The 23,410-nt window shown below is 54.4% G+C and carries 19 protein-coding genes; 12 read left to right on the top strand and 7 right to left on the bottom strand.

The window, feature by feature from the left end; translation table 11 throughout:
- Positions 1-21 precede the first annotated feature (21 nt).
- Both SOJ49_RS19645 and SOJ49_RS19640 read left to right on the top strand, forming a co-directional pair.
- Entirely contained in the window at positions 22-1,335 is a 1,314-nt protein-coding gene (locus SOJ49_RS19645) for a uroporphyrinogen-III C-methyltransferase (RefSeq protein ID WP_369856163.1), read from the top strand.
- Entirely contained in the window at positions 1,332-2,540 is a 1,209-nt protein-coding gene (locus SOJ49_RS19640) for a heme biosynthesis HemY N-terminal domain-containing protein (RefSeq protein WP_369856162.1), read from the top strand. Before SOJ49_RS19645 ends, SOJ49_RS19640 begins: the two co-directional genes overlap by 4 nt.
- Before the next feature lie 38 nt (positions 2,541-2,578).
- Here the strand turns inward: SOJ49_RS19640 and SOJ49_RS19635 are convergent, their stop codons facing one another.
- From SOJ49_RS19635 to ubiD, 4 genes are all read right to left on the bottom strand, one after another.
- Positions 2,579-3,823, bottom strand: coding sequence for an ABC transporter substrate-binding protein (locus SOJ49_RS19635; RefSeq protein ID WP_369856161.1), 1,245 nt, complete (start codon positions 3,821-3,823; stop codon positions 2,579-2,581).
- A gap of 117 nt (positions 3,824-3,940) precedes the next feature.
- Positions 3,941-4,777, bottom strand: coding sequence for a mechanosensitive ion channel family protein (locus SOJ49_RS19630; RefSeq protein ID WP_369856160.1), 837 nt, complete (start codon positions 4,775-4,777; stop codon positions 3,941-3,943).
- Between the two features lie 168 nt (positions 4,778-4,945).
- The gene (locus tag SOJ49_RS19625) at positions 4,946-6,013 is read right to left on the bottom strand and encodes a 2Fe-2S iron-sulfur cluster-binding protein (protein WP_369856159.1); all 1,068 of its coding nucleotides are present in this window, start codon (positions 6,011-6,013) and stop codon (positions 4,946-4,948) included.
- Positions 6,010-7,494 carry a 4-hydroxy-3-polyprenylbenzoate decarboxylase gene (gene ubiD / locus SOJ49_RS19620; RefSeq protein WP_369856158.1) on the bottom strand — a complete coding sequence of 495 codons (1,485 nt, stop codon included), beginning with the start codon at positions 7,492-7,494 and terminating at the stop codon, positions 6,010-6,012. Before ubiD ends, SOJ49_RS19625 begins: the two co-directional genes overlap by 4 nt.
- Before the next feature lie 187 nt (positions 7,495-7,681).
- On the opposite strand from ubiD, the gene SOJ49_RS19615 reads away from it, so the two are divergent.
- The 3 genes from SOJ49_RS19615 (at position 7,682) to SOJ49_RS19605 (ending at position 9,278) form a co-directional block, all read left to right on the top strand.
- The gene (locus tag SOJ49_RS19615) at positions 7,682-8,074 is read left to right on the top strand and encodes a DUF423 domain-containing protein (RefSeq protein ID WP_369856157.1); all 393 of its coding nucleotides are present in this window, start codon (positions 7,682-7,684) and stop codon (positions 8,072-8,074) included.
- A 94-nt stretch (positions 8,075-8,168) separates the two neighbouring features.
- Positions 8,169-8,879 carry a tRNA (guanosine(46)-N7)-methyltransferase TrmB gene (gene trmB / locus SOJ49_RS19610; RefSeq protein WP_369858093.1) on the top strand — a complete coding sequence of 237 codons (711 nt, stop codon included), beginning with the start codon at positions 8,169-8,171 and terminating at the stop codon, positions 8,877-8,879.
- Between the two features lie 105 nt (positions 8,880-8,984).
- A complete protein-coding gene (locus SOJ49_RS19605; protein ID WP_369856156.1) occupies positions 8,985-9,278 on the top strand; it encodes a PA4642 family protein in 294 nt (97 codons plus the stop codon).
- A gap of 53 nt (positions 9,279-9,331) precedes the next feature.
- Here the strand turns inward: SOJ49_RS19605 and SOJ49_RS19600 are convergent, their stop codons facing one another.
- Positions 9,332-9,544: a hypothetical protein gene (locus SOJ49_RS19600; protein WP_369856155.1), complete on the bottom strand. Its 213-nt coding sequence runs from the start codon at positions 9,542-9,544 to the stop codon at positions 9,332-9,334.
- Positions 9,545-9,682: 138 nt separating this feature from the next.
- On the opposite strand from SOJ49_RS19600, the gene SOJ49_RS19595 reads away from it, so the two are divergent.
- The 4 genes from SOJ49_RS19595 to SOJ49_RS19580 all read left to right on the top strand — a co-directional run bounded on the left by SOJ49_RS19595 (position 9,683) and on the right by SOJ49_RS19580 (position 16,472).
- Entirely contained in the window at positions 9,683-10,186 is a 504-nt protein-coding gene (locus tag SOJ49_RS19595) for a pyridoxamine 5'-phosphate oxidase family protein (RefSeq protein WP_369856154.1), read from the top strand.
- A 462-nt stretch (positions 10,187-10,648) separates the two neighbouring features.
- Complete coding sequence (locus tag SOJ49_RS19590) at positions 10,649-11,824, top strand: efflux RND transporter periplasmic adaptor subunit (RefSeq protein WP_369856153.1); 1,176 nt, start codon at positions 10,649-10,651, stop codon at positions 11,822-11,824.
- A gap of 12 nt (positions 11,825-11,836) precedes the next feature.
- Positions 11,837-14,977 (top strand): efflux RND transporter permease subunit, encoded by a 3,141-nt coding sequence (locus tag SOJ49_RS19585; RefSeq protein WP_369856152.1) that lies wholly within the window; start codon positions 11,837-11,839, stop codon positions 14,975-14,977.
- Position 14,978: 1 nt separating this feature from the next.
- Positions 14,979-16,472, top strand: coding sequence for an efflux transporter outer membrane subunit (locus tag SOJ49_RS19580; RefSeq protein WP_369856151.1), 1,494 nt, complete (start codon positions 14,979-14,981; stop codon positions 16,470-16,472).
- A 140-nt stretch (positions 16,473-16,612) separates the two neighbouring features.
- Here SOJ49_RS19580 and SOJ49_RS19575 read toward each other — a convergent pair whose 3' ends face one another.
- Positions 16,613-17,356 carry an SDR family NAD(P)-dependent oxidoreductase gene (locus tag SOJ49_RS19575; protein WP_369856150.1) on the bottom strand — a complete coding sequence of 248 codons (744 nt, stop codon included), beginning with the start codon at positions 17,354-17,356 and terminating at the stop codon, positions 16,613-16,615.
- Between the two features lie 126 nt (positions 17,357-17,482).
- On the opposite strand from SOJ49_RS19575, the gene SOJ49_RS19570 reads away from it, so the two are divergent.
- Entirely contained in the window at positions 17,483-18,394 is a 912-nt protein-coding gene (locus SOJ49_RS19570) for a LysR family transcriptional regulator (protein WP_369856149.1), read from the top strand.
- A 96-nt stretch (positions 18,395-18,490) separates the two neighbouring features.
- On the opposite strand, the gene typA is transcribed toward SOJ49_RS19570, so the two are convergent.
- Positions 18,491-20,311, bottom strand: coding sequence for a translational GTPase TypA (typA, locus tag SOJ49_RS19565; protein WP_369856148.1), 1,821 nt, complete (start codon positions 20,309-20,311; stop codon positions 18,491-18,493).
- 380 nt (positions 20,312-20,691) lie between these two features.
- Between typA and glnA the strand changes: the two genes are divergently transcribed.
- On the top strand, positions 20,692-22,098 hold the full coding sequence (gene glnA, locus SOJ49_RS19560) for a glutamate--ammonia ligase (protein ID WP_369856147.1): 1,407 nt from the start codon (positions 20,692-20,694) through the stop codon (positions 22,096-22,098).
- Between the two features lie 257 nt (positions 22,099-22,355).
- On the top strand, positions 22,356-23,189 hold the full coding sequence (locus SOJ49_RS19555) for an alpha/beta fold hydrolase (RefSeq protein ID WP_369856146.1): 834 nt from the start codon (positions 22,356-22,358) through the stop codon (positions 23,187-23,189).
- The last annotated feature ends 221 nt before the right edge of the window (positions 23,190-23,410 follow it).

The raw sequence follows: 23,410 nt of genomic DNA, 5'->3' as shown, positions 1-23,410 counted from the left end.
GGCGGTGACAGGAAGACAGACGTGGATAACAACAAAGACAAGCAGAACACAGCAGGCACGCCGGCAGACAGCAGCGGCTCCGGCTCCGATCAGCCGTCCAGTCCTGAAACGCTGGCGCTGGAACCGCAAACAACGACTGCAGCCGCAGACAAAATGACGGCGGCAGACAGTCTGGCAGATTCTGATGTTGCTCCTGAAGAACCCGCACCAAATCGCAAAACGGTCAAGGCCGACCAGCCGCCACGGCGATCGTCGCGTGGCATCTGGCTGCTTGTGCTGTTGGTATTGCTGTCGCTGGCGGCATCTGCTGCACTGGTGTGGTACGGATTACAACAGCGTCAACAGGTCGACCAGCTGCAACAACAGTTGCAGGGACTGAGCCAACAAGCACAGTCTGATCAACAGGCGTTGAGTGCCCTGGGCCAACGTCAGCAACAGCTGGACGCTGGCAATCGTAGCCTGAAAGAGCAACTGGCGACGGTATCGAACCAGTCGGTACACAATGAGCAGCGACTGGCCCAGCTGGCCGGTTCGGATCGTCAGGACTGGCTGCTGGCAGAAGTGGAATATCTGCTGCGTCTGGCCAACCAGCGCCTGGGTCTGGAACACGACGTGAGCGGTGCCGCCGCGATGCTGGAAGCTGCAGACAAGGTGCTGCTGGAAACCCGCAATCCGGCTTACGATGCGGTGCGAGCTAAAATTGCTGCTGAAATCCAGCAGCTGCGGCAGGTTCCGGGTGTCGACAAGGTGGGTGCGATTGCCCGCTTGCAGGCGATGCAGGATTCACTTGATCAGATCGACTGGTTACCGCAAGTACGCTTGTCGTCAGCGCCAGGCTCCGCTGCCGAGGTTGAGACCGACACGGCACCGCAACACTGGTATCAGCAGTTATTCAGCGAGCTGAAGCAGGGCATTGGCCAGGTCGTGCGTATTCGTCGTCAGGCAACCCCCCTTGATATTCCGATGGCACCGGAACAGGCCTATTACCTGCAACAGAATGCCCGCTTGATGCTGGAACAGGCACAACTGGCCATGTTGCGCGGTGATCAGAATCTCTACGATCGCAGCCTCAGCCGGGTAAACCGCTGGGTAAGCCAGTATCTGCCGAAAGAGGATCAGGCGGTGCTGGCGTTACGTGAGCTGCTGAGCCAGCTGCAACAATGGCAGGTTAGTCCGGCAGTCCCGGATATCAGCGGTTCCTTGCAGGCCTTGCGTGCCCGTATGGCGCTCGATACAACCACATCGGCAGCTGAGCCAGCCCGAACCCACACGGTCGAACCTCCGGTGGTGTCTGAGGTGCCAGCGGAACCCGGCTCGCAAGGAGCACAACCATGAAGCGCTGGTTGCTGTTTTTTGTGATTACCCTGGTCGTCGCACTGGGGGTCGGATCGCTCGCCGGGCAGGATGCTGGCTATGTTTTGTTGAGCTGGGGCCATTACAGCATTGAAACCAGTTTGTGGTTTTTTCTGCTGCTGTTGGGCTTGATGCTGGTGGTGGTGTATTTCCTGTTTCGCTTCAGCCTGGTGATGCTGGGATCCGACTGGCGTTTTAATGAATGGCGGCGCAGCCGGCGTACGGCCCGCGCCCGCAAGCAAACCACCCGTGGGCTGTTGTCGTTGGCGTTGGGCCAGTGGGCCAGAGCCGAACGACTGCTGACGCGTTCAGCTACCGATACCGACATGCCGCTGATCAACTACCTGGCTGCTGCCCGTGCGGCGTATGAGCAAGGCAAGCACGACACCACCGATGAGTTGTTGAATGCGGCCAATAAAAGTACCCGTGGGGCCGAGTTGGCAGTGGGGATTTCCCATGCGCAACTGCTCATCTCCCGTGGTCACAAGGAGCAGGCGCTGGCGGTGTTGGTCAGCTTGAGGGATCGTTATCCGCGCCACAGCTATTTACTCAAGCTGCTGGTACGGCTGTATCAGGATCTTGAAGACTGGGTGGCTTTGCATGAGTTGCTGCCGGTACTGAGCAAGACGGGTAAAATCCCTCAGAATAAAATTATCGAGCTGGAAGAAAAAGTTTATCTGCAGTTGATCGACCGCACTGCGAAGGGTCATCAGGGCAAAGACCCGGTTCCAGCACTGAAAAAACTGTATCAGTCGATGCCACGCCATTGTCGTCACCAGGCGGATATTCTGCTGCACTACGTTGAAACCTTGCATGAGCTGGGTGAAGACGAACAGGCGGAAACGGATTTGCGCCATGGCCTGACTTACGTCTGGCGCGATGAACTGTTGATCGCCTATGCCGGATTAAATGGAGTTGATGCTCGCCGACGTTTCCTGTTCGCAGAAAAGCAGTTACAGGGGCGGCCTAATGATCCGGTACTGCTGCTGATATTGGCGCAGCTGGCGCTACGTATTGAGCAGCCAGAGCGTGCCAAGGAATTTCTGCTGATGGGCTTGAAGCTTAAAAGCTTGCCGGAGCTGAACGCCGAAATGGGCAAGTTGCTGGTGCAGGAGCAGGATCATGTCGGTGCCAGTCGCTACTTCCAGAAGGCGCTGGCACAGCAGGAGTGCCAGCCGGGCGGGTAAACACCTCCCCGCTTGTTGGCTGGCGGTTTGTCGCTGAGCTATTGCAGGCGGACAGGCTTGCCAGCTGCTTGCCGCGTTGCCACCCACTCGTCATAAGTTTTGGCGGCAGTATTGCCTGGAATGTTCAGCAAGACCTCGAAATAGTCCTCATTAAACTTGTCTGCCAGTACCCTGGCACGCTGTTTACCTTTGACGACATAGACGGATTGCAGGTTCTGGTGATCAAAATCCCGCCAGGTTTGTGGATCCTTGACACTGGTGTAGGTGTGGTTTTCCAGCGCTGTGATCAGCTTGCTGCTGTTCAGGCTGCCCGTCCGTTCTACGGCAGACTTGAACTCGTAAACAATACTGTAGGAGGAAGCGGCAGAGCTGGAAGGGTATTTCTGGAAGCGCTCGGCAAAGCGTTCGACAAACTGTTTCCCTTTTTCAAAGCCGTATAAATAGGGCACCTGCCAGCACCAAGGCACGGCTCCGATCACATCCTCCATTACACCTGCCCCGGCTGACTTGGCCATTCCCAGCGTCAGATTAGGCACCACGATCGTCATTTTTTCTTTCAGCCCCATGCGATAGGCCAGGTTCAGCGCAGTCGCCATATCATCACCAAACTGGATCATCATCAGTACGTCAGCCCCGGAGCGTTCTGCGGCGGTCAGGGCGTTTTCAATATCAGACTGTTTCGGGCGTGGGAAGGGAACCAGCACGCCGGGGTGCATGTTTTCGTCTTTGGTATTGGTGAAGTTACGCAACGAGCTCTCGGTCGAATGGCCCCAGCTATAGTCTGCCGTCAGGTAGAACACTTTTTTGCCCGCCAGACTCTGGTTGAGATAAAACGCCAGCGCCTTGGCTGCCATCCAGGCGTTGTAGGTTTCGCGAAACATATACCGCTGGCCTTCTTCGTCGGTGGTCTCGTTGGCATAGGTCAGGGTCCCGAAGTAGATCAGTCCCTGGCGTGCCGCTTCTTTGCCCGCCGCGATAGCAACGGCACTGGAAGAACCACCAAACAGCATGGAGGCACCCTGAGCAGCAAGATGCTTGACATTTTCAACTGCTTTTTCCGGTTTGGAAGCGGTATTGGCGGTGAGTAATTCCAGCGGGCGCCCCAGCAGGCCACCAGCCGCATTAATCTCTTCGATGGCCATCAGTGCGCCACGGGCCTGGGCGATACCCTGTTCCTTGTAACGACCAGTGGACGGATAGTTCAGCCCCAGCCGAATCGGATCGGCGGCGTAGCTGGCGAGTGTAGACAGGGCTAAAGCAACGAATACAACGCAACGAAACATGGAGGTAACCTTCTTATTATTGTGGTTACATCTTGATCGTTTTTGGCGACCAAGGCGTTACGCCATTGGTCGCATAGAGGGTGGTATTTATAGCCAGGTTGACGGCTGAGTCGACGTTTAGTCCGGGTTGTTGATATGGACATCCATTTGTGGAAACGGAATCTCGATGCCTTCAGCGTCAAAACGCAGCTTGATGGCTTCGGTCAGATCCCATTTGACGGCCCAATAGTCAGATGCCTTGACCCAAGGACGTACCACAAAGTTGACGGAGGAATCGGCCAGTTCGGATACCGCGACCTTGAACTCGGGATCCTTTAAGACGCGCTCATCACTGGCCAGCATTTCCACCAGAATTTTTTTGGCCAGCAGCAGGTCACTGCCGTAAGAGATGCCGACCACCATATCCAGACGGCGGGTAGACTCTTCCGAGTAGTTAACCATGGTGTTGCCAAAAACATTAGCGTTAGGTACGGTCACAACACGATTGTCGGGTGTTTTCATGCGGGTGCTGAAAATAGTGATCCGGTCAACAGAACCAGCGACGCCGCCCACTTCCACATAATCACCCAGTTTGAACGGGCGAAAGACAATCAGCATCACGCCAGCGGCAAAATGCGACAACGAATCTTTTAATGCCAAGCCAACGGCCAGGCCAGCGGCACCGAGCAAGGTGATCAGTGAAGTGGTATCCAGCCCCAGCTGCGAGAGTGAGATAACAATCACCAGTACCAGTAACAGCGCACCCAGTACCGTACCCACAAAATCGGTCAGGATAGGTTCAACCTTGGCTTTGCCCATCATGCTGAGTACCGCCTTGACCAGCAGATTGGCGATCATGCGGCCGATAAAAAATACCAGCAAGGCCAGTATGATCTGGGTTCCCCACGGCAGCAGGTATTCTGCCCATATTTCTTCGCTGGAAATTGAATTGCCCAGTTGATTTAACCAGTCCATAAATGCTCCTTGATGATTGCTCTTTCGATGTCAGGTTAGCGTATGCTCGGCTCACCATAGTCGAGTAACTGCCCAGGGTTGTCGGAATGTTAAGACCGCAACGGTGCCGTTACTCGAACTCCATTGTTGGCCAAATCGGCAGGAGTCTGCCAGCTGTCACCCTATTTGTCAGGCCTTTTGTGGCCGTGGTGCGTAGGCCAGGACATCGGAATGAAGATTGGCTTCGCTAAGACCCAGCGGCTCCAGTTGGTCGAGGGTGCCGTACACCATATTCGGTGAACCACAGGCATAGGCGTGGACGCCATTCAGATCTTTGAAGTCGTGTTGAATCACCTGATAGATCCAGCCCGCACGGCCGTTCCAGTCGTCAGCGTGTTGTTCCAGAATCGGGTGAAAATGCAGGTTGGCGTGGTCGTGATCCCACTGGCGTGGCAAGTCGGCCATGTAGAAGCCACCGGAACTGCGGTTCGACCAGTACAGATGAATTTCCTGCTCCGGTGCCAGTGCCAGAATCCCTTCGGCCAGTGCCTTGATTTGAGCAAAACCGGTACCGGCCGCGATCAGAATAACCGGCTTGCCAGCGCAGGCCTGCAACTGTGTTGGCGAGACAAAGCAGTCACCCATTGGCAGGGTGACTGTGATTGTCGGGTTGTTTTGCAGCTGGCTAATCACTCGTGCCGCAGTATCGCTGGCATTGGCAATATGCAGTTCCAGCAGGCGTGGCTCTTTGCCGGTTAGGCTGCCCGGCGCGCTGGCAATGGAATAGGGAATTTGCCGGGTGGCACCGTCGGCCTCCTGGATAGGCAGCATCAAATACTGTCCTGGCCAGAAATCCAGCACCTTGCCCGCCGGAGCCAGCAGCTCGACGGCATACACTTCGTCATTCAGTGCGACGACTGACTGAATCTGCATTGCCAGGTTAACCTGGTGCTTGAAATCCGGCTGCTGAACATTGGCCATAAAAATCTGGGTATCCGTTTTGGGAATTGCTACGCAGCATAATACCCGATTGTTTTTATCAAGTATTTGGCTGCCCATGGGATTGGTAAATTCCAGTGCGCCAGCGATCCAGTCGGCGGCACAGATTTCACAGACGCCGTTTTTACAGGCGGTTTTCATCTTGATGCCGTGTTCACGGGCGGCATCCATCAGCGTCTGATCGGTGCGACAGCGCATGGTTACCTGGTTGGGCATAAAGGTGACGGTAACCGTTCCGCTGTGTTGAACGTCACTCACGGCTCTGCATCCATCGGGTCGAGGCCCAGTTCCGACCAGATGTCATCGATATATGCAACGACACTCGGGTCTTTCACAATCGGGGTGCCCCATTCGCGGCTGGTTTCGCCAGGCCATTTGTTGGTGGCATCCATCCCCATTTTCGAACCCAGACCAGAGACTGGCGAGGCAAAATCGAGGTAGTCGATGGGGGTGTTTTCTATCAGGGTGGTGTCCCGTGCCGGATCCATGCGGGTAGTGATCGCCCAAATCACGTCTTTCCAGTCGCGAGTGTTCACATCGTCGTCTACCACAATGACAAACTTGGTGTACATAAACTGGCGTAAAAACGACCATACCCCCATCATCACCCGTTTGGCGTGACCGGGGTACTGCTTCTTCATGCTGACAATCGCCATGCGGTAAGAACAGCCTTCTGGCGGCAGATAGAAGTCGACGATTTCTGGAAACTGCTTTTGCAGAATCGGTACAAACACCTCGTTCAGGGCCACACCAAGGATCGCGGGTTCATCCGGTGGCCGACCGGTATAAGTACTGTGGTAAATAGGATCGCGGCGGTGGGTAATGCGTTCGACGGTGAAGACCGGGAACTGATCGACTTCGTTGTAGTAACCGGTGTGGTCACCATAGGGCCCTTCCGGCGCCATTTCACCAGCATGGATCACGCCTTCCAATACGATCTCGGCACTGGCAGGCACCAATAATTCGTTACCGATACTTTTTACCAGCTCGGTTTTGCTGTCGCGCAGCAGGCCGGCAAACGCGTATTCGCTGAGGGTATCCGGTACCGGCGTGACGGCCCCCAAAATGGTCGCGGGGTCGGCCCCTAGTGCCACGGTAACCGGGAAGGGTTCGCCCGGATGCGCCTTTTGCCATTCCAGAAAATCGAGTGCGCCACCCCGATGGCTGAGCCAGCGCATAATCACCTTGTTTTTGCCGATGACCTGCTGGCGATAAATACCCAGATTATGGCGCTCTTTGTGCGGGCCTTTGGTGATCACCAGCGGCCAGGTAATCAGTGGAGCGACATCACCAGGCCAGCAATGCATCACCGGAATCTTGCCCAGATCCACGTCATCACCTTCAATCACCACCTGCTGACAGGGTGCTTTTTTAACCACACTCGGGCCCATGGTGAGGACTTTCTTGAAAATCGGCAGCTTTTCCCAGGCGTCTTTCATGCCCTTGGGTGGCTCTGGCTCTTTCAGAAAAGCCAGCAGCTTGCCGACTTCCCGCAGCGCCTCCACCGAGTTTTCACCCATCCCCATCGCCACCCGCTTGGGCGTACCAAACAGGTTCGCCAGCACGGGCATATCGTAACCCTTGGGGTTCTCGAACAGCAGTGCCGGGCCTTCGGCGCGTAACACCCGGTCGGCAATTTCAGTCATTTCCAGATGCGGATCGACGGGATAACTGATGCGCTTGAGTTCACCCAGCGCTTCCAGCTGGTCGATAAAGTCGCGAAGGTCGTTGTATTTCACTCGGTTGCCTCACTTTCAGGAAGGGGCATGATAGCAATGGGCTGTGGTGATGGGCCAATGGCTTTGTTGCAATACCGTGTCATGAACTATTGGGCGGGCTGAACGTCCTGCTATTCCTCCACCAAAGCTGACCTGCGTCCCTCGCTCCTCTATAATAGCCCGCTATTTTACTGATCGGAGCCGACCCATGCAGGCACGAATGACGTTGATGCTGGCGGCCATCGCCGGTTTTCTGGGCGTAGCGCTCGGTGCATTTGGTGCCCATGGCCTCAAAGACCATCTGACGCCGCCGATGATGACAGTCTACCAGACCGCCGTTGACTACCATCTGCTGCACGCCGCCGTGTTGCTGGGCCTGGGGGTTTGGCAACTGCAGCAGCCGCAGGTCTGGCTCAATCGGGCGGCGCTGTTTATGGTGCTTGGGTTATTGCTGTTTTGCGGCAGTCTGTACGCCATGGTGCTGTTGAATATTCGCATGCTGGGCATGATCACCCCGATTGGCGGCGTCAGCTGGCTGATTGGTTGGGGCTTGTTATTTATCGCGGCCCGTTCGATGACGACTTCTACTTCCACTGATTAACGTTAGGCATTCCTGAGTGACAGAACACGAGTCCAACAACCTGAACGACAACCTTCCGAATGACACCGCCACTTCCCTGCCTGAAGGGGATGAAATTGCGGCGGAGCAAGCGTCTGCAGACGACAAGCCGGTCTATCGTCGTGGTATCAAAAGCTTTGTGATCCGCGCCGGTCGCCTGACCAAAGGTCAGGAACAGGCCCTGGAGCGCAAATGGACGGAGTGGGGTCTGGAATTGGCCGACGGCCCAATCGTTCCGTCTGACGTGTTTGGGCGTGCCGCTCATACCGTACTGGAAATTGGCTATGGCATGGGCCAGTCACTGGTCGAAATGGCCGTTCAGGCCCCTGAAAAAAACTTTATCGGCGTGGAAGTCCATCTGCCAGGTGTGGGCTCCTTGCTGAATTTGGCGGAAGAAGCGGGGGTTATTAATGTGCGCACCTACAAGGATGATGCCATTGAAGTGCTGAAACTGATTCCGGATAACAGCATCGATACCATCCAACTGTTTTTCCCCGACCCGTGGCACAAGAAAAAACACCACAAGCGCCGCATTGTACAAACTGAATTCGCCCAGACCCTGCGCCGTATTCTCAAGCCGGGTGGCATCTTTCATATGGCCACCGACTGGGAAAACTATATGGAACACATGATCGAGGTAATGGATGCGCAAGCAGGGTACGAGAATATTGCTGGCTCCGGCCAGTGTGTTGAACGCCCGGACGAACGCCCGCTGACCCGCTTTGAAAAACGGGGTCAGGGTAAAGGCCACGGCGTTTGGGATATCAAGTACCGCAAAGCTGACTAACACCCGATAGTAATAGCAAAGATGCATCGTTAAGTGATGGCATCGGATACAGAATTAACTATTCAACGTCTGGCTTCGACGGCCGACGTCTGACGGAGCATCAACATGCAAAAGAAAGATAAAGAAAAAGTATTTGGTGGTGACTGGAGCGAAGCCCAACTGAGTGAATTTCTCAACGTCCCCAGCTACGATGGCGACAGCTCGGATTATATTGGTGCCATCCGTGCCTACCGCTACATGGTACCCGGCACGTTTGCCCAGTATATCGAACTGTTCAAGGCCCAGGGTCACGACCTGAATGCCACCAACGCTGCGGGTGACACCATTCTGGACACCATCAGCCAGCATGAGAAAGGCGCGGAATACGCCGAGATCCTGAAGGATGCAGGGGCCGTCTGACGTTCGACGTCGGGCGTTGTCTTCAAGTGGCAGAGGACGAATGTTGTCTGCTTTTACTGTTCAGACCATGCAATATCAAAATGCTTGGCCAGTTTTGCCAGGCGTTTATCCTCTGTCCACAGAACGCTTTCCGGGCTGATCAATACCGATGCCAGCAGGTTGATATCAATCCACCCGCATCCCATCCCAAAGAGCGGGTGTTGCTCAATAAAAACAAGCACCTCTTGCTGGGTTGAGTCTTTTTGGGGTTTAAGTGTGGCGAGCAAAGCTGGCCTGGCTTAATTTCCTCCCTGATTCATCCATCCCGTATTTCTTTGAACGAACAGCGCTACTCTGAGTCGCAATAACAGTGGTCTTGAGATTATGTTCAGGTTTTTCACTCAAATAACGAACAGGAGTAAGTCATGAAACTGATCGATAAGGTAGACAACGAGCCATTAGCAGCATTACGGGAGCAGCTGCAGCACGAGAGCGCTGTATTGCTGGAGGTGGAGGGTATCACTCCTTTTATGGTGCCGATGGCGGCGCAGCCGGATGCCGATGGCAAGCATATCTGGTTCTTTACTTCTAAAGATAATGAGCTATTTGGCCACCTGAGTGGTGAGCACAACGCTCGTATTTGTATCTCTAATGGTACCGAGAATTTTTGGGCTCAGGTGAACGGTTCGATCAAGGAGTTTTTCGACAGTGAGAAAGTTGCCGAGCACTGGTCTGTTGCAACGGAGTCCTGGTTCGAGCAGGGCAAGCTCGATAGCAAGCTGACACTGCTGGAGTTTACGGTGCATGAAGCAGATATTTCCTGCTCAACGGATAGCAGTCTGACATTCGGCTTTGAAACCATGAAAGCTCTGGTCGGTGATCAAGATGAGCCGCATATCAGTATCCATCGTCACCTCGTCGTAGAGTAATTTGGCGGTCAGTTGTTAACTGATTGGTGTCATTTTCAGCAAGCTCGACTGAGTGATTCGGCCTGGTGAGTGCAAGCTCAGCCGGGCTTTCCACGTGGAACATCTCCTTTTTAATCAACAAGGTATGCAGCGTTAACAATCAGGAAAATTTCTTTGGTCTGGCGCGTTGTACGCCATATGTCTACGTCCTTGCAGGATGTTTGAATTCCGTTTTGCCAAGCCGTGATTGGCTGGCTCTCGCGTAAGCGCTTATTCGTCTCTGTGTTCCCGCTGGCTTGAAATATTGGCACGGCGCCAGCCAGTCTTGCCTCACGTGGGTGGTAAGGATTCCTAAGTTAACCCCGTCTTAACCCTGCCTTAACCCATCAATGACTTATGCTGTGGCTATCAGAATTTATTGTTGGTGTTGCTCCGTTGCGATTGCGCACCTGTCCTAATTTTCGTTAGAGGTAGTCATCAGTAATGAAGCATCTTCCCCTCGTTGTCGGAGCCTTGATCGTAGGTGGCCTGCTGTCCGGTTGTCAGCAAGAACCGAATTCGTCATCTCGTGCCGAGATGACGCCTGAAGTCAGCGTTATTACGGTCAGTACTGCAAAAGTGGTGCTTACTCGGGAGCTCAAAGGCCGTACCACCGCGTCCATGGCAGCCGAAATACGGCCGCAGGTGGGGGGTATTATCAAGGAGAGGCTGTTCAAGGAAGGCTCAGACGTGAGCAAGGGGCAGGTATTGTACCAAATTGACCCGGCCAGCTATCAGGCGACTTATAACGAAGCCAAAGCCGATCTGAGAAGCGCTGAATCTTCCGTGCAATCGGCCCAACTCAAGGATCAGCGTTATACCGAGCTCGCAAAGATCGAGGGGATTTCCCAGCAGGATGCCGATGATGCTCATGCCACTTATATGGATGCTGTCGCCAGTATCGACAAATATAAGGCTGCTTTGGAAAGTGCCCGTATCAGTCTGGAATACACGGGTTTGAAAGCCCCGATTGCTGGACGCATCGGTATTTCCAGTGTGACTCCCGGTGCGTTGGTGTCGGCTTCTCAGGATACGGCGCTGGCAACCATTCGTGCCCTTGATCCGATTTATGTGGATATGGCTCAGTCGAGTACTGACTTGCTGGCCTTGCGCAAAACCCTGGCGCGCAACGGCGTGGATTCTGGTAGTGCCGAGGTGAGCCTGATTCTTGAAGATGGCAGCCGTTATGATCACAAAGGCCAGTTGCGTGTGCGTGAAGTGTCGGTGGATGAATCGACTGGCTCGGTGACTCTGCGGGCGGAATTCCCGAACCCTGACGGGCTGTTGCTGCCAGGCATGTTTGTCCGTGCCGAAATCAATGAAGCCGTGGATAACCAGGCTATCCTGGTGCCACAGCAGGGGATCGCGCACGACAATCAAGGCAATGCCGTGGCTCTGGTGGTGACTGCGGGGCATCAGGTTGAAAAACGATTTGTTGAAACCGAACGGTCGATCGGTAACCAGTGGCTGATCAGTTCCGGCCTTGAGGCGGGTGATCAGTTGATTGTCGAAGGCAGTAGCAAGGTCGCCGCTGGCAGTACCGTCAAAACTGTGGCAGCGATGGTTAATGAAGATGGGTCTATCAAGCTTGGTCTGACCAGTCGCAGCAGCGGCCAATAGGGGAGAGACCAAATGATTGCCAGTTTCTTTATCCAGCGCCCGGTGTTTGCCTGGGTCATTTCTATCGTCATTATGTTGTTTGGTGCTCAGTCAATTTTAACGTTGCCCATTTCCCAGTATCCGGATATTTCGCCTCCCAGTGTGCGCATCCAGACCACCTATACCGGTGCTTCCGCAGAAACGGTTGAAAACAGTGTGATCCAGGTGATCGAACAACAGCTGACCGGTATCGATGGCTTGTTGTATTTCAGTTCGTCCAGTTCAGCCTCTGGTCAGGCCACCATTTCGGCCACTTTCGAGCAGGGTACGGATCCGGATACTGCGCAAATGCAGGTGCAGAACAAGATTCAACAGATTACTTCGCGCTTGCCGGAATCGGTACAGTCCCAAGGGGTAACCGTGCAGAAATCGCAAAGTGATTTTCTGCTGATCGCTGCTATTTATGACAGTAAGGATGCTTCCAGTACCTACGATATTTCCGACTATATCGCCAGCAACCTGCAGGATCTGCTGGCCCGTATTGAAGGCGTCGGCAGCACGCAGGTATTTGGTGCCCAGTATGCTATGCGTATCTGGCTCGATCCGGTGAAACTGGCGACCTATGGTTTGATGCCGACCGATGTTGCCAGCGCGTTGTCGGCCCAGAATACCCAGATTGCGGCTGGTAATATCGGTGCCCAGCCCGCTCTGCCGACTCAAGAACTGAATGCCACGGTGACCGCCCAGTCCATTTTGCAAACCGCTGAGCAGTTTCGCGCCATTATTCTCAATCATGACAGTACCGGGGCTATCGTCACCCTGGGGGATGTTGCTCGGGTTGAGCGGGGTAGCGAGAGTTATGCCTTTGAAGGCAAGCTTAACGGCCACCCGGCTTCCGGTATTGGCATCAAGCTGGCACCGGATGCCAACGCCCTGTCTACGGCTACTCGGGTAAAGGAAGTCATCGCTACTTACGAGCAGACCTTGCCAGACGGTTATCAGGTTGCCTATCCCAAGGACAGTACGGACTTTATCAAGGTGTCCATTGAAGAAGTGGTAATGACCCTGTTCGAAGCCGTGGTGCTGGTGATTCTGGTGATTTATCTGTTTCTTGGCAGCTGGCGTGCAACCCTGATTCCGGCGGTGGCGGTGCCTGTGGTATTGCTGGGCACCTTCGGAGTGCTGGCAATCTTTGGTTATTCCATCAATACCCTGACCATGTTCGGTATGGTGCTGTCGATTGGTTTGCTGGTGGATGACGCGATTGTGGTGGTGGAAAACGTCGAACGAGTGATGCATGAAGAGCGGTTGTCACCGCGCCAGGCAACCATCAAGTCGATGTCAGAAATCAGCAGCGCGCTGATCGGTATTGCGGTGGTGCTATCGGCGGTGTTTCTGCCGATGGCATTTTTCAGTGGCTCAACCGGTGTGATCTACCGCCAGTTTTCCATCACGATCGTGTCGTCGATGATTCTGTCGGTGATCGTGGCGCTGACGTTGACCCCGACCTTGTGTGCCAGCCTGCTCCGGCCATCGGATGCCGATAAGCCCCGGCGCGGATTTTTTTCCTGGTTTAACCGCACATTCGACCGTTTGAGCCTGGGTTATAAAGGGGGCGTCGGCCGGTTTATTCATCAGCCTATTCGCTGGATTATTGGTTACGGCTTGATTATTGCCGCCTTGGCGCTGTTGCTGGTACGCCTGCCTACCGGTTTTCTGCCGGAGGAAGATCAGGGCAGTACCATGGTGCAATTCAGCCTGCCGACTGGCGCTTCGATCAATCGCACCTTGCAGGTCAGCAAGCAGGTTGAGGATTTTTACCTCAATCAGGAAGCGGACAATGTGAATGCGATATTCACTATTGCCGGGTTCAGTTTCTCTGGCAGCGGCCAGAATGCCGGCATGGGTTTTGTCTCCTTGAAAGACTGGTCTGAACGTACAGGTGAGGAAGATTCGGCCAGTGCTATTTCTGGCCGGGCAACCGGTACTCTGTCGGCCGTTCGTGACGCCAGTATTTTTGCCATGTCGCCGCCGGCTATTCGTGGCCTTGGCCAGAGCAACGGGTTTACCTTTGAACTGCAGGCGGCTCCGGGAACCAGCCGTGAACAGCTGGCAGCACTGAAGGATGAACTGTTGGCCAAGGCGAATGCCAGCGACAAGCTCAGTGCTGTCCGGCTTGGTTCTCTGGCCGATACGCCAGAGCTGAAACTGAATATCGACCAGTCCAAAGCAGTGGCTTTGGGGCTGTCGCTTGCGGATGTTTCCAGCACTCTCAGTTATGCCTGGGCGGGTTCTTATGTGAACGACTTCCTCGATAACGGCCGTATCAAGAAGGTTTATGTGCAAGGTGACGCCGAATACCGCTCAAAGCCGGAAGACCTGCAGCACTGGTATGTAAAAAGTGACGACGGCAGCATGACGCCTTTCTCGGCCTTCAGCTCGATTGGTTGGTCATCTGGGCCACAACTGCTGAGCCGTTATAACGGTCTGGCTTCCTATGAAATCCAGGGCGCAGCGGCAGACGGTGTCAGCTCTGGTGATGCCATGAATGAAATGGAAAAACTGGCCGCAGAACTGTCTGGCAAGGTCAGTTATGCCTGGAGTGGTCTGTCGTATCAGGAACGCCTGGCCAGTGGTCAGTCGTTGCAACTGTACGCGATTTCAATCTTGGTGGTGTTTCTGGCGCTGGCGGCTCTGTATGAAAGCTGGTCGGTGCCTTTCTCGGTCATTCTGGTGATTCCGCTGGGGGTGTTGGGGGCTGTTGTCGCCGCTACTGCTCGTGGTCTGGAGAACGACATCTACTTCCAGGTCGCGCTGTTAACCACTATTGGTTTGTCGTCGAAAAACGCCATTTTGATTGTGGAGTTTGCCGAAGCTGCTTATCAGAAAGGAGCTTCGCTACTGGATGCCACCATTGAAGGGGCCTTCTTGCGGCTGCGACCGATCCTGATGACCTCTCTGGCGTTTATTTTTGGCACCCTGCCGCTGGCGATATCCACCGGTGCTGGTGCCAACAGCCGTATCTCCATTGGCTCTGGCATTGTTGGCGGTACTCTGACGGCTACTGTACTGGCGATCTTCTTTGTACCGCTGTTTTTTGTACTGGTGCGCGGTGTGTTCCCGGCTCGCCAGCAGCAGAATGACGATGACAACCTTGATGCTGCAGGAGTCTGATATGACGACGCAAACCGTGACCCACCCGATCAGACCTGCCTTGCGACTGTTGCCTCTGGCGCTGGCCGTATTCTTTGCCGGATGCGCCAATCTGGCCCCGGATTACCAGACCCCGGATGCGCCGATAGCCGACTCCTGGCCTCAAGGTGAAGCCTATGGTGACAGCAATCTGGCCGGAAATAGCACCGTTGAACGTACTCGGGTGGCCGATCTTCCGTGGCAGACTTTTATTCAGGATGAGCGCCTGCGTAACGTGATTCAGCTGGCGCTGGATAACAACCGCGACCTGCGTGCCACACTGGCCGACGTTGCTGCTGCCCGTGCCACTTACAAAGGGCAGTCAGCGGCAGAATACCCGCAAATTGATGCGGCGCTGAGCGGTGCGCGCGCACGCACGGCCAACAGCTCTGGCGGAGCCACGACGGCCAACAGTGCCCAGGCTACCGTCGGTCTGAGTGCGTATGAAATCGATCTGTTCGGCAAAGCCAGTAACCTCACTGCCATGGATCGGGAAGCCTGGTTATCCAGCGCTGCAACTGCCCGTGCTGCACAGATTACCCTGATCAGTGAAACCGCCAATGCCTGGCTGACGCTGGCTGCGGATCAGAACCTGCTGGCACTGGCCAGAGAAACGGCAGAGAACGCCCGCAAAGCCATGGAAATCACCCGCCAACGGCTGGCGCTGGGGGTCGATTCTCGTGTTGATCTGAGTAGTGCCGAAACCACCTATTACAGTGCCCGTGCCGATATTGCCAGCTACACCACTCAGGTCGCCCAGGATAAAAACGCCCTGTGGTTGTTGGCGGGACACGAGCTGGATACCGGCCTGTTACCGGCTGCCTTGCCAGACAGCCAACAGCTGCTGACCGAGGTTGCGGCGGGGATTGCTTCCGAAGTCTTGCTGCAGCGTCCGGATGTACTGGCGGCAGAACACGATCTGAAGTCGGCTTATGCCAATATTGGCGTGGCCCGTGCCGCCTACTTCCCGTCACTGAGCCTGACGGCCACGGGTGGCTTGACCAGCGCGGCACTGGCCGACCTGTTCAGCGGTGGTGCCACTACCATCTGGAGTATTGCCCCGAGTTTGTCGCTGCCGATCTTCACCGCTGGTGGCACCGACGCCGATGTTGAATACGCCAAAGCCGGGCAGCAGAAGTCTCTGGCGACCTATGAATACACCCTACAAACCGCCTTTCGCGAAGTAGCCGACGTACTGGCTCGTCGTGGCACCCTGCAGGATCAGCTGAATGCTGAAACCGATTGGGTGAACTCCGCCCAGCGTAGCTACGACCTGTCCATGGCCCGCTACAAGCTGGGCGTCGACAGCTTCCAGGATACCCTGACATCACAACGTACACTGTACAGTGCTCGGCAATCCCTGATTGCAACGCGGATGACGGATCTGTCCAACCGCATTAATCTATATCGGGTGTTAGGGGGCGGCTTGGCAGCAGAAACAAAAACAACGGCTGCTACCGCCGTCGTGACCCACTAACTGGCTACAGTGAAACAGTGGAGAGGCAGGAAGGGCAAACCCCGATACCTGGATTCGGGGTTGATTGAGCTGCGGAAAGCCAATCGCTGGCGCAGGGTCAGAGACCCACGCCAGGATTGACTCCCTTAACGCACAATCCGTTAAAGGCAATAGCCACCATCGATGGTTACTGTGGCATTCCGTGCTCCCAGGCTGCTTTCCAGTGCCAGGTATTTAATCGCCGGGACAATATCTGCTGGTTCTAACATACGTCCAGCGGGGGTTTGGGACATGGCTTGTTGCAGTCCTGCTATGGCGTCGTTATCCATGCCGGATTTGGCCTGGATTTCAGTTGCGGTGACGCCAGGACGAACACAATTCACTCGAATACCCTTGTCGGCCAATTCCACGTTCATGGCACCCATGGCACCTTCAAATGCGGCTTTGCTGGCGGAATAGGCAATGGTGCTGGCAAAGGCCTTGCCGACAACAATACTGGAAACAAACACCATACTGCCTGGATTCTTCATACGCTGGCTCAGTGTCTGGGCCAGTAACAGAGGGCCAGTGAAATTGACGCGCATTGTATGTTCCAGTACGTCCAGAGTCATGGTGTCGAACGGCTGTGGCTCAAAAATCCCGGCATTGAGTATCAGCGCATCCAGATGGATACCTTGTGCGGTCAGGGTTGCTGACAGCTGCTCAATGTCTGCAGGTACTGCCTGATCGCATATCAGCCCTTGAACCGGGTTGCCGGTGTGTGTGGTGTTGAGGGAATGCAGTGCCTGATCAAGCTTTTCCGGGCGACGTCCGGTAATGATGACCTGATGGCCAAGTTGCTGAAAACTCTTGGCGGCGGAATAGCCGATGCCGGAGGTAGCGCCGGTAATCAAGATCTGTTTCATGCTGGAATCCGTGTGTGATAGCTGATAGCGCCAGTCTGGACTGGACTCCTGTTTCTGATAAGAGGCATATTGAGCGTCTTACTGTTTCTAATTGACGACGTATTGGCTGTTTTTCAGGTGATGTTTATGAATGATCTTTATGGGCACCTCCCCCATTTGTATGTGTTTTTAACGGTGGTTGAGCAAGGCAGCTTTCAAGCAGCGGCGCGGCGACTGGCCTTGCCGCGTTCCTCGGTCAGCAAACGGGTGGCCCAGCTGGAGACCCAACTGGGCCTGAGGTTATTGCAACGGAGTACGCGGCGTCTGCATCTGACGGCAGAAGGTCAGGCATTGCTGGAAGCAGCACAGCCGTTGATTGCTGCCATGCAGCAAGTGGCCAATGTGACTCAACAGGCCGCTCTGGTGTTGCGGGGCAAGGTGGTGATCAGCAGTTCAACCCTGATTGGCGAGCGCTATCTGCTGCCCTTGCTGGTGGGTCTTAAATGTGAGTATCCGGGGATTGTGGTCGAGTTGCGTTTGACTGATCTGGTGGTTGACCTGATTGCTGATGGGGCCGACCTGGCATTACGTATTGGCAATTTGCCAGACTCGTCCATGGTGGCCAAACGTGTTGGTACCAAGCGCTGGGGGTGTTTTGCCAGCCCGGATTATTTGGCTCGTCATGGTATACCGCAAACACCGGCCGAGTTGGCTCAGCACGAGTGTCTGTTATTTCGCAGCCGCAGCCAGGTGCTGGATCACTGGGTATTTGCAGCGTCAGGGGAAGAAGTCAGTCTGAAAATAACGGAGGCCCACTCTGCCGATGATGGTCGCACGCTGGTGGCGATGGCCTGTAGCGGGCTTGGTATTATCTGGGGCGATCCGAACTGGGTGAGGGCCGAGTTGGAGCAGGGCAGATTGGTCGAGGTACTGGAGAGCTGGCGATCAGGGGTGTCATCACCGATCCATTGGTTAAGTCTCGGTAAGAGTGCAAGAAATCCGGCGGTAGAGGTGGTGTGGCAACATCTGGGAGAGCGTCTGCTAACGGCGTTGAGCTAGCTGCCATAAAAAGAAAAAGCCCGGCGAATGTGCTTCGTCGGGCTTTCCACGTGGAACATATCCTGTTAAATCAACAGCATATGCAAGCGTCAGTCATCAGGAAGATTTCTTTGGCTTGGAGCGTTTACGCTCGTTTTCAGTCAGCAACTTCTTGCGCAGACGAATGCTGATAGGTGTTACTTCAACCAGTTCATCGTCTTCAATGAATTCCAGCGCCTGTTCCAGTGTGTGTTTCACTGGCGGGGTCAGGTTGATGGCTTCATCGGTACCGGACGCACGGACGTTGGTCAGCTGCTTGGCTTTGGTCGGGTTAACCACCAGGTCGTTATCACGGCTGTGCAGACCGACGATCATGCCTTCGTAAACTTCCGTTGCCGGAGATACGAACAGACGACCACGTTCCTGCAGGGTGAACAGGGCATAGCCCAGAATCTTGCCTGGAACCATGGAAACCAGTACGCCGTTGTGACGGGTAGATCCCAGTCCCGTCTGAATTGGACCGTAGTGGTCAAAGACGTTGGTCAGAATGCCGGAACCGGAGGTCATGGTCATGAACTGCGAGCGGAAGCCAATCAGGCCACGGGCTGGCATCATGAATTCAAGACGAGTACGGCCTTTGCCATCGGGAACCATGTTGGTCATCTCGGCGCGACGGTTGCCCATCTCTTCCATGATGGAACCCTGGTGTTCATCTTCAACGTCAATCACAACCTGTTCGTACGGTTCTTGCAGAACGCCGTCGATTTCACGTTGTACAACTTCTGGCTTGCCGATACCCATTTCGAAGCCTTCGCGACGCATGGATTCGATCAGTACCGAGAGGTGCAGTTCGCCACGGCCAGAGACCTTGAATTTTTCTGGGCTGTCGCCAGGCTCAACTCGTAGCGCCACGTTGTGGATCAGCTCCTTGTCGAGACGATCCTTGATGTTGCGGGAGGTGACGTACTTGCCTTCTTTACCGGCAAACGGTGAGTCATTAACCTGGAAGGTCATGCTCACGGTTGGTTCGTCTACTGTCAGTGGCGGCAGCGCTTCAACATGACCGACGGCACACAGGGTGTCGGAGATGTTCAGGCCTTCAATACCGGAAACACAGACGATGTCCCCTGCGGAAGCTTCTTCTACGGTAACCCGGTTCAAACCATGGAAACCTTTGACTTCCAACAGGCGACCCTTGCGGGTTTTACCGTCAGCACTAATCAGCTGAATATCCGTGCCCGGCTTGAGTTTACCGCGAGCGATACGGCCAACACCGATAACACCCACAAAGCTGTCGTAGTCCAGTGCCGAGATTTGCATCTGGAACGGGCCGTCAAGATCCACTGGTGGTGGAGTAACATGGTCGACAATCATCTGGAACAGTGGTGTCATGTCGTCTGCCATGTCGTCCGGATCGGTACCGGCAATACCATTCAGGGCAGAAGCATAGATAACCGGGAAGTCGAGTTGCTCGTCGGTCGCACCCAGGCGGTCGAACAGATCAAAGATCTCGTCCATCACCCAGTCTGGACGAGCGCCAGGACGGTCGATCTTGTTGATCACCACGATTGGGCGCAAGCCACGCTCAAACGCTTTCTGGGTGACGAAACGGGTTTGTGGCATCGGGCCATCAACCGCATCAACCAGCAGGCAAACGGAGTCAACCATGGACATCACCCGTTCAACTTCGCCACCGAAGTCGGCGTGTCCTGGTGTGTCGACGATATTGATACGGTAATCATTCCAGCGAATCGCAGTGTTTTTCGCAAGAATGGTGATGCCGCGTTCTTTTTCCTGATCATTCGAGTCCATGACTCGCTCGCCACCCTGGTCTTTTCGGTCCAGAGTGCCGGATTGCTCCAACAGTTTATCGACCAGGGTAGTTTTACCATGGTCAACGTGAGCAATAATGGCGATGTTTCTGAGATTGTTGATCACAACAAAAGCCTTGGTTAAAGTTTGTGCAAAATTGGCGGGCGATTATACCTGACTTCGGATCGATGCGGCATGTCAATTTCATTATAAGAAAAGCGCCATTACTGTGCTCATGGATTTCGGAAACAGAGCACTTGAACCTATACTGGGCACGCAGCCTGGCAGGGGTCAGAAAAACCGATTCGAATGCACCTATATGGTTCGTTTAAATCTAATTGGCACTGTAAGTGTGCAAAAAATACGATTAAAGGTTTGAAAATGCCTTGAATTTTGTGCTCTTCCCAACGTGCCTCCAAATGGCACGCGAATTGCTCTTTTTTCGGGCATGCGAGCCGGGGTTGGACCCCATTATCGGATATGAACCAGCATCTGGAGATAAGAAAATGTCAGAGAACACTCTGAATCTGATCAAAGAAAATGACGTTAAGTGGGTTGATCTGCGTTTTACCGACTCAAAAGGTAAAGAGCAGCATGTAACTATTCCTGCCAGCTATGTGGATGAAGAATTCTTCGAAAATGGTCAGATGTTTGATGGTTCATCCATCTCGGGCTGGAAGGGTATCAACGAATCCGACATGATCCTGATGCCGGACGATACAACTCCTTTCATGGACCCGTTCACTGAAGATTCAACGCTGGTTCTGCGTTGTGACATTATCGAACCAAGCACCATGCTGGGTTATGAGCGTGATCCACGTTCTGTTGCCAAGCGCGCTGAAGAATACCTGAAGTCTACAGGCCTGGGTGATACTGCATTCTTCGGTCCAGAGCCTGAATTCTTTATGTTCGACGACGTCACTTGGGGTCAGGATATGCAGGGTTCTTTCTGCAAGATCAACTCCGACGAAGGTGCATGGGCGACGGCTTCTGTAACGGAAGGCGGCAACCTGGGTCACCGTCCTCGCGTTAAAGGCGGTTACTTCCCTGTTCCTCCTGTCGACAGCCACCACGACATTCGTGCTGCCATGTGTAACACCATGATGGCCATCGGCCTGGACGTTGAAGTACATCACCACGAAGTGGCTAACGCTGGTCAGAACGAAATCGGTGTGCGTTTTAATACACTGGTTAAGAAAGCTGACGAAGTGCAAATGATGAAGTACATCGTCCACAACGTTGCTGCTGCCTATGGCAAAACCGCTACCTTCATGCCGAAGCCAATCGTGGGTGACAACGGTTCTGGTATGCACGTGCACCAGTCTTTCTGGAAAGATGGCGAAAACCAGTTTGCCGGTGACGTTTATGCAGGATTGAGCGAAACAGCGCTGTACTATATTGGCGGTATCATCAAGCACGCCAAGGCACTGAACGCGTTCACCAACCCGTCTACCAACTCCTACAAGCGTCTGATTCCAGGCTTTGAAGCGCCGGTCATGCTGGCATACTCTGCCCGTAACCGTTCTGCTTCTATCCGTATTCCTTACGTTGCGTCGCCAAAAGGCAAGCGTATCGAAGCGCGTTTCCCGGATCCTACAGCGAACCCATACCTGGCATTTGCTGCCATGCTGATGGCTGGCCTGGATGGCATCAAGAACAAGCTTCACCCTGGCGATGCCGCTGACAAGGATCTGTACGACCTGCCAGCAGAAGAAGCTGCAGCGATTCCACAGGTGTGTGGTTCACTGCGTGAAGCTTTGGATTGCCTGAAAGCTGACAGTGCGTTCCTGACTGAAGGTGGTGTTTTCACTGACGATATGATCGAAGCCTACATTGACCTGAAAATGGAAGATGTTTACCGCGTAGAGCATACGACTCACCCGGTAGAGTTCGACATGTACTACTCCGTTTAATCTTCGGATTATCGGTTAGTAATAAGAAAGGTCGCTTCGGCGGCCTTTTTTTGTGGCTTATCAGCGTTGTTTTCAACGGGTACGCAGGAGGACAGAAGGACGTGGAGAAAACGACCAGAGAATTATGGAATTCATATCCACTTCGGAATGCCCTGCCTGACTGGCGTGATGATTGGCAGCAATCGGCTCCCGAGGCATTGCTGAGCGCGTACCGGCATTATTATCGGCTGGCCGAGAAGGGGGTCTGCCAGCACCGTATGGGGAAGCTGACGAGCGCTGGCTTTGATATTGCGGTGCAGTATTGGGAGTGCCCTGAGGCGGTAGGCAATCTTATTCTGGTGCATGGTTATTACGATCATGTTGGGCTGTATGGCAGCCTGATTGATTTTTGCCGGGAACAGCGTCTGAATCTGGTGGCGTTTGACCTTCCTGGTCATGGTCTGTCTGGCGGTGAGCCTGCCAGAATCGACGATTTTGACCAGTACGAAGCAGTCTTTTTTGATGTCTATCAACAGGCTGAAAAACAGCTGCCAGCGTTGCCCTGGCTGGCTGCTGGGCAGAGTACCGGGGGAGCCATTCTGGCCAGCTATCTGCTCAAGCGACGTCCGCTTGCAGGTCAATCCGGGCCGCTGGAAGTGTGGCTGCTGGCGCCCTTGTTGCGGCCGGTCGGGTGGCGCAGTGGCCGCTGGGTGCACGCCCTGGCGCGCTTGTTTGTTAGCCGGGTGCGGCGGCGGTTCGCGCTGAGCGGAAATAATCCGCTGTTTGCTGAATTTATTGCGAGTGGCGATCCTTTGCAATCACGGCATCTGAGCGTGCACTGGGTAACGGCTCTCAAGCGCTGGCTGGCCTGGATCGAACGGCAGCAGCCATTAGTCTATCCGGTACGCATGATCCAGGGCACTGCCGATCAAACGGTAGACTGGGGCTACAATGTACCGGCTTATCAGCGGTTGTTTCCCGACTTGCGGCTGACGCTGATAGAAGGCGGGCATCATCATCTGGTGAATGAAACTCCAGAGCGGCTGGAGGCAGTTTATCGTGCCTTGTTATCGGGTCTGGATGCCGTGTTGCCTGCCAAGGCTTCGGAGTAGTGCTTTGGTGTCAAAACAGGGCAGGGAGTCGCCTGCCTTTGGGACAGCGCCTTGTGAATGGGCAATATCCGTGAAGCAAGTCAATTATTGACCTGAATGTGTGCTTGTCGGCCGCCAGAGTCCGGCTCTATGCTGTGATCCGAAGTAGGGCAATGTCAGGGTCTTAGCGCCGATTTCCGGGTTTGTACTGATGAAACTGTTACCGTCTGGAACAATGTTTA

Source organism: Candidatus Thalassolituus haligoni (assembly GCF_041222825.1).
Classification (GTDB): domain Bacteria; phylum Pseudomonadota; class Gammaproteobacteria; order Pseudomonadales; family Oceanobacteraceae; genus Oceanobacter; species Oceanobacter antarcticus.
This window is presented reverse-complemented; position numbering and strand designations above follow the sequence as displayed.